Source organism: Mycoplasma sp. 2261 (genome assembly GCF_053851575.1).
The window spans coordinates 22,234-34,641 of the sequence record NZ_JBSQAX010000006.1 but is presented as its reverse complement, the minus strand read 5'-3'; the positions used below and the strand labels follow the sequence as shown (position 1 = coordinate 34,641).

6 protein-coding genes are annotated in these 12,408 nt (G+C 28.1%); 2 read left to right on the top strand and 4 right to left on the bottom strand.

What is annotated here, in order from left to right:
- Positions 1 to 49: 49 nt before the first annotated feature.
- The gene (locus ACWXVM_RS01845) at positions 50 to 5,800 is read left to right on the top strand and encodes a hypothetical protein (protein ID WP_455994036.1); all 5,751 of its coding nucleotides are present in this window, start codon (positions 50 to 52) and stop codon (positions 5,798 to 5,800) included.
- A gap of 963 nt (positions 5,801 to 6,763) precedes the next feature.
- Positions 6,764 to 8,458: a hypothetical protein gene (locus ACWXVM_RS01840; RefSeq protein WP_455994034.1), complete on the top strand. Its 1,695-nt coding sequence runs from the start codon at positions 6,764 to 6,766 to the stop codon at positions 8,456 to 8,458.
- Positions 8,459 to 8,574: 116 nt separating this feature from the next.
- On the opposite strand, the gene ACWXVM_RS01835 is transcribed toward ACWXVM_RS01840, so the two are convergent.
- The 4 genes from ACWXVM_RS01835 to ACWXVM_RS01820 form a co-directional block, all read right to left on the bottom strand.
- Complete coding sequence (locus tag ACWXVM_RS01835) at positions 8,575 to 9,387, bottom strand: HAD family hydrolase (RefSeq protein ID WP_444704933.1); 813 nt, start codon at positions 9,385 to 9,387, stop codon at positions 8,575 to 8,577.
- Between the two features lie 7 nt (positions 9,388 to 9,394).
- Positions 9,395 to 9,697 (bottom strand): thioredoxin domain-containing protein, encoded by a 303-nt coding sequence (locus ACWXVM_RS01830; RefSeq protein ID WP_438340530.1) that lies wholly within the window; start codon positions 9,695 to 9,697, stop codon positions 9,395 to 9,397.
- A gap of 17 nt (positions 9,698 to 9,714) precedes the next feature.
- Complete coding sequence (gene proS / locus ACWXVM_RS01825; RefSeq protein WP_455994032.1) at positions 9,715 to 11,148, bottom strand: proline--tRNA ligase; 1,434 nt, start codon at positions 11,146 to 11,148, stop codon at positions 9,715 to 9,717.
- A gap of 69 nt (positions 11,149 to 11,217) precedes the next feature.
- Positions 11,218 to 12,402, bottom strand: coding sequence for a phosphopentomutase (locus ACWXVM_RS01820; RefSeq protein WP_444704936.1), 1,185 nt, complete (start codon positions 12,400 to 12,402; stop codon positions 11,218 to 11,220).
- Positions 12,403 to 12,408 lie beyond the last annotated feature (6 nt).

Genomic DNA, 12,408 nt, shown 5'->3' with positions numbered 1-12,408 from the left:
TAACGCTAAAAATAGAATAAATTCTCTTTCTTACCCAATGGAACCTAGTTTGGCTAAGAAGAAATTAAATGATAAATTAGATGAGTCAATTAATAAAGACCAAATAAATAAATTAGCTAATAATGATTTAAAAATCAAGATAGAAAAATATAAGGAATTAATTGAAGGCATTAAGTATCCTATTTCAGTTGAAAATCAGGCAAAATTACTTGATGAATTGAGTTCTCTAACCAATGAGCAAGAAGAAGAAGTTTTAAAACTAAATATATATAATGCAAAACGTGAAACCGCCTATAAATTAATTGATGGATTAACCGATTTGGATAATCTAGTTAAAGAAACTAAAAAACAAGAAATAACCCAAAAAATATCTGGAAATAGTTTGGATTTACAACAAGAGTTAACTGATATTAATGCAAAAATATTTGAAGCTCAAAAACAAAATTCCAAGCAAAAGATTCAAAAAATACCTTATCCTATTAATGATGTGACTTCACAGAATTCAAGAAATTTATTTAATGCAAAAATTGAATCTGTTCAGAGCGAAGAGGGCTTGTATCCTATTAACGATATTTTAGATTTATTAAAAAATGAAATAACCACAATAAATAATGAGGTTTCACTGATTGTAGATGCCTTTCGGAAAGATAAAATAAATAAGTTAATTAATGGTGTTACTGACATAAAAAATCTTGAGAAGATTAGATTAGAATTACTTAGAGCCAAAGCAGCTGATGTAATTGATAATTTAGTTGATTTATCTGCCAAACAAAAAGAAGACTATAAAAGTGAAATTGATAAAAAAACTAATGATATTGGCATTAATTTAGTAGTTGAATCTGCAAAGTTACAAAATAAAAAAGAAGAAACATTTAAGTTAATTGATCGGGTTTCTTATCCTAAGAAAAATAATGATTTTGTTGCTAAGTCAATTAAAAAAATTAAGGATGAAGTTCAAGCTTTAAATAACAATAGTGAAGTTACAATAAAGAAGCAAGAGATACAAACATTTGATACTAAGCTCAAAGAATTGATAGAATTAGCAAAAACCATTGAATATAGCGAAAGCAATTCGCATGCACTAGTTAAAATTTTGGAAGGTTTTGATTCTGCAACCTCAGTTGCCGAATTAGAGCAAATTCTTCCTAAAAGTTGACCTCAGCATATTAAAACACTCAAGAAATTGGCTGAGAAGTACTTTGGTATTAATTCTTATTTTGTAACCAATAAATTAAGTCATACATATCCTCAAAAGAACGCAAGTGATAGCGAAGGTTTGAGTTTGCAAGAATTTTGTCAACTATTAATAACCGAATTTAAAAAACAAGCAAAGATTAAAATTGATAGTTTATTAGTAGCTGATGAAGGTAAAAAACAACAATTGCATAAGCAAATTAATGATATCTTAGTTGATGGTATAATTTTTACTATAGATCAAGATATTTTTGAAAAACCGCATCAAATTATTAATAAAGCTATTGCTGATGATGCGATTGAATTTATTCAAAATCTTGCTTATCCACAAGATAGTAATTCCGCCCAATCAAAAGCAACAATTAAAACTCAATTAATTGATTCGTTTAAGATAAATCAAGCTATTTTGGTCAATGAAGAAGTCACAATTTTGCATGATAAATTAAGGAAATATAAAGAGCAGGTTGATGACTTAAATAGCCTGATAAATTTGATAACAGATATTACTAAAAAAATGTTCTACAATGATTTGTTTTCAAGAGCAGATAACTTAGAAAAACTAAAGGAACTTAAAAATAAGATCAAGCGGTATGTTGAGTTACAAAGAGATATTTTATCCATTATTGATCTCGAAAAAAATGAATTTGACATTAGTTACGGTAGCAAGGCGGAAGATGTTTTAGATGTAAATCAAAATATAGTAAGTTTAAGAGAGAAATTATTAAACTATATCTTTAGCGCTAATAATCAATCTGAAATAATGCAGTTAAAATCTATTGTTAGTGAAGTAAAGGCCGCATATGATAAGCTAAAAATGTTATTTGTAAAAAGAGATACATTAATGATGTCAGTGTTTTTAAAGCAAATCAAAGAGGCTATTGGCGTAGGTTCAATTGAGACCATAATGAATAATGCATCTGAAGTTAAAAATAAAATGGATGTATTTTGAAAAAAGACATCCCCTTATATCGGTTTTTATATTTTTGATCATAGAGACAAACTTTTAGAAAACGCCGCCAAGCCCGATAATGAAAGAATAATTGACGGCACAAAATTCAAAACATTTGATGAATTCATTAAACATATAAGAACTCAAGCTAATCCAAATGAATTGCAGAGCATAATTGAACAGGAGGTTACTTTATATCATGGTGTTATTGATTATTTATTGATTGCCAAAGATAATCTAACTCAGGCTGCCCATAAATATTATAGGGATGAAATTCTTAAAGCAACTACGAAGCAACAAATTGAGCTCCAAGTTAATGATGCTAAAATATTTAATGAAAAAGTACTTGAATCAAGAAATAAACTAGCCCAAATTGGAAAGGTTGGGAATAGAGCTAAATTAATGATGGAAATTGAAAATGCAAACAATGCAAGCAACATTCAAAATGTGTTGAATAAGATAGAACAATTTAGAAATCAATTTAGCAATGCTACTTTAAAACTTAACGAATATAAGTCACTAAATGAGAAAGAAGAAATTAAGCTTAGAGATTTTGAAACAAGATTAGATAAATTGCAAGAAGCAGATACTTCGTCGCAACTGGCAAATGAAATTGAAGTTGAAATTGCAAGAGCAAAAGCAATTGCACAAGTAAAGCAATTGATTTTTCTGAATACCAATCAACAAAATAAATATATAATCTTACTTAGACAAGCAGGAATAAATTATTTAAATTATCATGCTGAAATAACTAGGTTAACAAATGAAGCTAAGCAATTTAATGAAAAAGTGAAAACTGCCAAAGACATTCTTTCTTTATTTGCTAAGGATAGTAACAAAACGACATTTAATAAAACAATTTCAAATGCTTTAGATATCCAAACAATGCAAAACATAATAGTTCGAATTAATGATTTTAAAATTAAGTATGACGAATCTAAGGAGTTAGTTGAAGCCTATAAAAATCTTAATAACAAAGATGCTACAAGGTTTGATCAATATAATAAAAAACTTGACGCTATCCAAGATGGTGATGAAGCTAACTCTTTGATAAATGAAATTAAATCTGAATTTAAGAGTAAATTAAAATTAATTATTAATAATATTCCTTATCCAAATAAGAATAGTAGTGAGGCGCAACATTCAATTAATGTATTAAGTGTAGGTGTTGATAATTTAAATACAATTGATCAATTTATAAATAAAGCAATTGAATTAAGCGAACTTAATGATGAGATTAACAAAAAGGCTCTGCAAGTTGATTTACTGCAATATAGTGAAAATAATGCATTTGCAAAACAAGCAATCAAAACTGAATTAAATAAAGCAACAACTATACTCCAAGTAAAGACTGCTTTTCCAGATGATTGAAGTCAAAAAGTTGCTTATTATAAGCAAGTGTTAGAAAAATATTTTGAAGCACAAAATAAAACGAATCTTGCAGCAAGATTTAATAGAACTCACCCTAAATCTTCTGACCATACGGTTATTGAATTGGAAAAACAATTATTGCTAACAATGAAAGTATTAGCTAAAAATCATATTAACACTTTCAAACATTTAGGTGATTCCAAAAAAGTGTTTATAGCAAGAATCGATGCTATAAATGGCTTTCCAGACGAAAATAGGATGCAACAAGTTGCTTTAATTTATATTGAAGCAGTTAAGGCGAATTACAATAATTTCATTGATAAATTAGCTTTACCTAATGATAACCATAATCAAGCAAACTCCTTGAATTCAAAGAATAACTTAAAGAATATTTTGGTTAATAGTTTTACAAAAATAAGTACTAAAATTAATAATCATCAAGAAGTGCAAGCATTGGAAAGCAAACTAAATAATCTCAATGAATTGGTTAATAATATTAAGACTAAAATTCAAAATATTGATGTAGCAACCAAAACATCCGTTTGAAATGAAGAATTTTCAAAAGCTGATACATCAGAAAAATTAAGATTATTACTTGCTAAAATAAACAAATTTGACCAGGTTTTAGAAAAGATTAATAGAATTGAGGATTTACAATCATCTGATGTTGGAAGCGGTAATGAATTAGTTCATAGTCAACAAGTTAATGAAGAATTGTCTAAGCTTCGTGAATCTTATAAGGATAAGTTGGGTATAACAAAAGAAAATGATATTGATAAATTAAATCAATTTGTAGAAAAGGCAAATGAAGTGGTTAGATTGCTAAAAGATTCATTTAAAACCGATTTATTAGTAGAAAAAGCTTATATTAAAAAGATTGCATCTGCAGGCGATGCAGCACAGCTAGAAGAAATTAGAAATGATCTTCGAGAGTATAAAAGAGAGTTGACGAGATTTTGAAGTAGTTCTGAGAATCTTGAAAAATATATAAGAGACAACAAGGGCTTACTAAGCAAAAATGTTCTTAATGGAATTAAACGATATGAAGAGTTAGTTAATGATGCAAGAACATTTAATAGTGCAGCGGAGTTAAAGAAATTTAATGATTATACAATTCCTTTATATCATGGATATATTGATTATTTAATAATTGATAAAAGCGGAATACCTAAATCAGTATTAAATATTTTTAACCAAAGAGTTCAATTAGCTCCTGATAAAAATACAATTGAAAATGTTATTATTCCTGAGCTAAGATCATATCAAAGAAAACTAAGTGATTTAAAAACAATGATTAGTAAACTAAAAAGTAATGATTCAAAATCAAAATATAACGGTATGTTAGATGATGCTGATTCCTTAACTAAATTAGAAAATATTATATCAAATGCTAGAAAAGAATTAATTGTACAAAGGGTTGAAACTAGATTAAAACAGTTAAAAACAAGCAATTCTGATCCAGAAAAAAATAAGAAGCAAATTCTTAATGCTCCTGAAGAACAATATATAAAGGAATTTAAACAAAAGATTGAAAGAGCTTCTAATGTACAACAAGAAGAACAAATTGAACGTGAATTTATTTTTAGCAGATACTATGAATCAAAGCGTCTTTACAGTGTGCTCAATTCACTTGAGTTCATAGGCGAAATTCTTATTAGTAAAGCAAAAAAATCTTTAAATCCTAAATATATTAATTTAATTAATAAATTTAAAGAAAAGGATTTTATTAAAGGATTTAAAAATAACGGCGAAACAAGGTATCAAAATAATTATACATATACAGAATCAAATAGTTCGGATAGAACACTAGCGCAATTTGCACATATGTGAGTGCAAATTAGCAACGATCAAACTGGATATTTTAATCAGCAGGACACTAAAGATATATTCAGCGCCGCTACGCAATGAAAACCAAATTTATATAATGACAGTTATGTTCAAAATCATAAATGAAATCAATTTCCGCTAGACAATTACTATAATTTAATTGATCAGGCAATTAGTTTAGCTAAAAAAGATAAAAAACTTACGAGCATAGAGGATTTATATGCAACTGTAGATACCATTGCAGGATTTGGCTTTGCAAAATTTAAGGAAAATCCAAGTAAAGATGGAATTTTTTCCGTTGCTGCTTTATTAGATAATGCAAGAACTCATCAAGAAGTTAAAGGAAATGAATACCTTGTAGCCGCTTTTGTAGGTGGAGCAACAACATACGATTATTTCCGTAGGCAAAATAAAAATAGTAATTTATTGACGCATTACGATTTAGGTTGGAAAATATAAAAAAATTGATTTATGTTTTTTAAAAAAGAATAAGAATAATTCAAAATATTAATAAGTTTGTAAGTTATTTTAGTAGTGCAAGCAAATTCAAAAACTAAAAAATCAAGAAGTTTTTAGCCTTATCATTGATTTATTTTTATAGATAATCAATATATTAGTGGGTGGTTAATGATAAATATTGAGCAGAATAAAGAATTTGTTATTGGTCAAAATAATTTTAAAAAATGGCATAAACAATTGTTTTAATGAAAAAAATATTATATTTGGGTTGTGACCAGCTAATGAGACGCTTTTATGCTACCTTTATTTATATTACCACTTTTTGCAATTGCCAGGATTCTTATATTTGTGATAGAACATTACTATTGGTATAAAAAGAAATATTGATATAAAAAAATGCTAGTGCAAAAAATGTAGAAGAAAATAATGATGTGTAGTATGAATGTGGATTTTTAAAATAAGACATTATAATTTTTGCTGCTTTAAATAGTTTTTTAGCAAAAATGTTTTTTGCAATAACTTTGATATTAATTTTTTTATAAAAAATAAACCTATATTGATGTATACAGTTTAAAAATCTAGACAAATTAATGTCTAGATTTTTGTTATTAAAAGGAATTAATTATGGAAAAAATCGAATTTTTTAAAAATTTAAAAGAATTTTACACAAGAGAAAAATTATAAAAATGCAAAAAACAAGAATTAAATTTTAAAAAAAGTTTAAAAGCATAGTTTTAAGGTTTAAAAATTTTATTTTTTATATTTTCGCTATTTTTTTTTTTTTTCAAAAAGCATAAAAAATAATTTAAAATTTTCGCATATCTATCGGTAAAAACTAGATAGAAAAATCCATTAGTAAATAAAAGAATAAGTTTGCAGATTCGTTTAAAAAATAAGCGTTATTTTATTTTCGAATATCAAATATTAATATAAATTGCTAATAAAATGAAAAGGAGAATATATATGCAAGATGGAAATGTTTCGCAAGAAGAAAGAAAAAATAGAAAAAGGAAAGCATTAGCTATTGCACTTCCGCTTATTTTTGGAACGGGCGTTGTTGTTGGCGCTTTGCTAGGCGGAATTAGGATAGGTCAATCCTATCAAATGAAGAAAGAAACTGTGCTACCAGCGAAAGAAACTAAACCTTCAATGGATAGACAAAATAGTGTGGTTTTAAAAGAAGAAGTTCCATTTCAACCAGAATTATTTAAAGATTTAAAAGATAATACTAAGGTTTTAAAAATAACAAATAAGGATGAGTTAGAATATAACGAGATCAAGGTTGTTGATAAAAATTTCATTAAACAATTAAAAGACGAAAAATATATTATTAACGATCCTAGTGCTGAATTATACATTCTACTAAAATATAAGTACAAAGGCGAGGATAAACCAACCTTAAAATTTTTTGCTCTTAATTACGATGTTAAGGAACTTAATGAACAATATAATTACTTTAAAGAAAAATATAAAGATTACTACCAAAGTGACTATAGATTTAGCAAGTTTCTTAATGATAATTCAGAATTTAATGATGAAAAATTCAAAATCTCAGACGGCTATTATAAGGCAGAATACTTAAATAATATTTTTAAGAATCAAATATTGCCAATTTATCTAAAAGATGTTGAAGAAGTTAAAAAAGCGGGATTGAGACATTATTATAATACCGAAGCATTTATAGAAAGATATGAGCAAAGTGTCAGACAACAAATCAGCCAGCACTTTTATAATCCATATGACCCATCCCCACTTTATCCTAACGAACTTAAAAATGTTTTTGTTTTTAATGATAAATTAAAAAAAGTTCTAGAAAAGGATTATAACGACAAAGGACTTTATTGAAATTATGAAAAATTTATTATTAACAGACAATTAGTTAAAAATCTTGATACACCTTTATTAAAAAGATTTTTAACACTTTTATATACCCATTTTAATAGAAGCAATTACATTTATGACTTTAATGATCCTTTAACTTCCCAAAAAAATATCGAAGAAAAATATCAAAAACCATATGCACCTCAAACAATGTTTTTTGATGAACTAGGAAAAGCGTTTTCAGATTTACAACTAGAGTTAAGAATACAAAGATATGGTTTATATGATGACAATTTAAATATTGATATGACTAAATTGCAAAAATTTTATGATTTACATGATTTGTGATGGGGAAAAAAGGAAACATTTAATAAACAATTGATTGACTTTTTATTATCTGCCAATAAATTAATAGACGTTTATAAGGACAAGGTTAAAAACGGTAGCCTTGGTAAAGAATATTATGAAAAGTTTTTATTATATCCAATCGAAATAAATTCATATCATGATGTTGTTAATATTTTATTAGATAAATTCCTTTCGACTGATGCTAATTATCAAACCGTAAAAACTAGAATTGATTTGCTTGGAAAAATTGATGAATTAGTGAATAATTTTAAAAATGATTTGTCTAATGCATTTAAGGATTTAAATATTGAAACTAAAACAAAAGAAATAACAAATTATTATCTTCAAACATTTATAAAAGATATCGATACAGATAAAACTCTTCTTGAATCACAAAACAGTCTTGAAATTTATTTTGAAGATAAAATTTTAGATTTAACAAATCATTACAATTTAGATTTTGAGGATTTTATTAAAAGTATTGCTTAAAATTATAGGATTTAATATCACCATTGTATTAGTTTGCTAGAAACAATCAAAAAAATAAGGTACAACCCATTAAAAAAGGTTGTACCTTATTTTTGTTTTTATTAATAAATATAAAATTAGTTATTATTACCTTCGATCTTTTTTACAGCCTTAGCAACCCCAGATTTTTTATAAGAGCCAGCTACTCATTTGGCTTGAATTTTAATGTTTTTTAACGCATTATTCATAGCGATAAATGCCCCTACATAAGGGATTGTTGAAGTGTCATTACCTGAGTCTCCAAAATGTACAGTTTCAATTGGATTAATATCAAGAAGTCTGCAGACATAATCTATTGCTTTTCCTTTTCCTGCGTTTATGTCATTAATTTCAATCGCATAACCCTTTGAAACAATATGAAGTGAAAGGTTTCTGAATTTCTTGGCTAATTCTTCCGCTAACATTCTTATATATTTTCTGCTTCCGCCAAAGGTAATGATTTTTGTGGCATTAGTAATATGAGGAATATCATCATAAGTTTTTTGAATTAAATTTTTAATTCAAGGTCTGAATAACTTTAGTTTAGAGGATGTACCGTAGATTGTGTTACCACTATTGAAAATGAAAAATAATTTTTTTTCTTTTAGAATTTCAACAATAGACATTACAGTGTCTTTTTGAATTTCGTTTTTTAATATGGTTTCACCATTTGAATCAACAATCAAACCACCATTTTGACATATTACATATGGCGAATTTGTTTGTTTAGCTAAATTAAGAACAAAATCTGATGCGTAACGTCCAGTGGCAATGATGAAAGGTATTCCCGAGTCGTTTTTGCTTTTAACTATTTCAAAATTTTCTTTACTTAGTCCTTCTTTTGTTTTAGGTAAATCTAATAATGTACCATCTAAGTCTGTAAAATAGGCTTTTGGTTTAAAATTAATCATATTTTATTTAGTTGTTAAATTTTTTAATTAATTCTTCAGCAGGCATATATCCTTGTGAAGTATTAATTAATTTTCCATCAACATAGAAGAACAATGAAGGTATGCTTGATACGTTCATTTCACGTGCAAAATCACGATTTTGATCAATATCAAAGTCAAAAACATTAATTCCTTCATTTTCTGTGCCTAAACGTTGGATTTCTGGGCCTATCATTTGGCATGGTGGACATCAAACCGCTCTAAAAGCCAAAATCGCTTTGCCTGTCAAGTGATCGTCGTTTAATTCGTTTTGTAGTAATTTCTTGTACATATTTAATCTCCGTTCATTTAGTATGCTCTAGCAAAAATAACAACTTTATCAGTTTTTTTGTTTGTATAGAAACAATTTTCATACTCTGGCAATATATTGACATTAAAAGGTATGCAACGTGTTGAAGCTCCGGTTTCTTCCTTGATTTTATCTTCATCATCGCCGTTGCCATTAAATTTAGTTATAACTCAGTACCCATCTTCAATCAGTTTCTTGAATTCTGTATAGTTAGAAGCTATTCTTATATTGTTAGTTAATCTCTTTTTTGCTTCACTTAATAGGTTATTTTGTATATCTACCAATAACATTTGAGTTTTATTTATTGCCTCATCAATAAAGACACTAATCTTTTCGAGTGTATCTCTTCTGACAAGTGTAACCTTATTTTCGTTTAGATCTCGAGGACCTATTTCAATTCTTAAAGGTGTACCATGAATTTCGGAATTGGCAGCCTTATACCCTGCACTTTTATTAGTTTTATCTATTTTTGATTCTATATTTAATTCATTTAGTTTTTCATGAATTTGTTCAGCAACACGTGCTACTCTTGGATCTTTCGAGGCAAATAATTCAAGAATGTCGACTTTTATTTGAGCAATTTTAGGTGGAATAATAATCCCTCTATCATCGCCATGAGTCATTATTAACGCGCCTAGCAATCTTGTCGAAACACCTCATGATGTTCCATAAGCATTTTCGAGTTTGTTTTCCTTATTTTTGAATGTGATATCAAATGCTTTTGTGAAATTTTGGCCCAAATAATGACTTGTTCCAGCTTGTAATGCTTTGCCATCCTTCATCATTGCTTCAACAGTAAAAGTATAATTGGCGCCGGCAAATTTTTCATGCTCGGTTTTTTGTCCCTTAACAACAGGTATTGCTAGATATTCTTCAATAAAGTTGGTGTATACATCTAACATTTTCTTAGTTAGTTCCTGTGCTTCTTGTGAATTAGAGTGTAGTGTATGACCTTCCTGTCATAAAAATTCTCTTGTTCTCAAAAAAGGATTTGTTGTTTTTTCCCATCTAAGGACATTGACTCATTGATTGTAAATTAAAGGTAAATCATTGTATGATTCAACCTCGTTTTTAAAAAAATCGCCGAATAAAACTTCACTTGTTGGTCTTATATAGAATTTTTCATTAAGTTTCTTTCCGCCAACTTCAGTGATTGTTGCTAATTCTGGATTGAAACCTGCAATATGATTTTTTTCCTTTGCTAATAAACTTTCTGGAATCAAAAGAGGTAGATTGACATTTTGAACACCCAAGGTCTTAAATTTTTTGTCAAGGATAAGGCGAATATTATCTCAAATTCCAAATGATAATGGTTTGAATATAATCGAACCTTTCGAAGAGCCATAAGCCATTAAGTCACCATTTTGTATGACATCGGTATACCACTTTGCAAAATTCTCTTTTTGAGTTGTAATTTTTTCTAGTTTTTTCACAATTTATAATTTTATAGTTTTTTTTATTTTTGTATTTTTATTTATAAATAAAAACAGCCAGATAGGCTGTTATATTAAATCATCAAAAATATCATCGCCGGTTGCTACAGTAGGAATATCAAAGTTTCTAGCAACAATATTACCAGCTGTTCCTAATCCTCTTAGTGACCCTAAAACTTTCGGATGCATGAATGATTTTGAATAAACTGTTAAAGGTAGAGCTTCTCTAGTATGGTCTGGTCCAAAGGTTGGGTCATTGCCATGATCAGAAGTCATAATTAATAAGTCATCTTTTTTCATAGCATTAATTAGTTTTGCTAGTTTAATATCTAATCTTGAAACATTTTGACTATATCCAATTGGATCTTCTCGGTGCCCATAGTGGCTATCAAATTGGACTAAGTTCACAAATATAAATTGATTCTTTGATGAAGATGCAGCGATATTGATAGCAATGTCCATATTTTCATCATCAGAAGCAGGGCCGTACACTTTATCAATACCAACACCACTAAAAATGTCGTTAATTTTTCCGATTGCAATAACCTCAATACCCTTTTTTTGTAAGTCCTCAAGAATAATGTGCCCTGTTGGTTTGTTTGCAAAGTCGTGTCTGTTGAATGTTCTTGTAAATTTTCCGTTTTCATAAACGAAGGGTCTCGATATAACTCTTGCTACATTCCATTCTGGTTTTGAGGAACAAATTTTTCTTGCTCTTTTTGCATATTCGGTAAGTTTTTCAACACCTAATGTTTTTTCATCGCCAATGATTTGCAAAGTCGAGTCAGGAGAAGTATAAATAATCATATCTCCTTTTTCCATATGTTGATGACCAAGTTCAGCTAAAATAACTGTACCAGAAGCGTTTCTATTACCAATAATTTTTCTTCCATCAAATGCTTTTGATAGTTCAGCTACCAAATCATCAGGGAAGCCTTTTTGAGTAAATTGAGGGTTTGGAACTTCTGTATAAATTCCCATCATTTCTCAGTGCCCGGTTAGAGTATCTTTTCCATTTGATATTTCATGTATTTTTGCAACATATGCAAGCGGTTTTTTTACTTTTTGATTATGTCCTGCAATTTTGGCTACTTCGGTAACACCTAATGATTTTCATGTTGGAATTTCTAGCGGTAAGGCTTCAGAGGCATGCAATAAGCTATTTGCACCTTTGTCACCAAATTCTTCTTGACGAGGCTCAGGTCCAATTCCTAAACCATCTGTTACAATAAAAAATATACGATTAAATTTCATAATTTC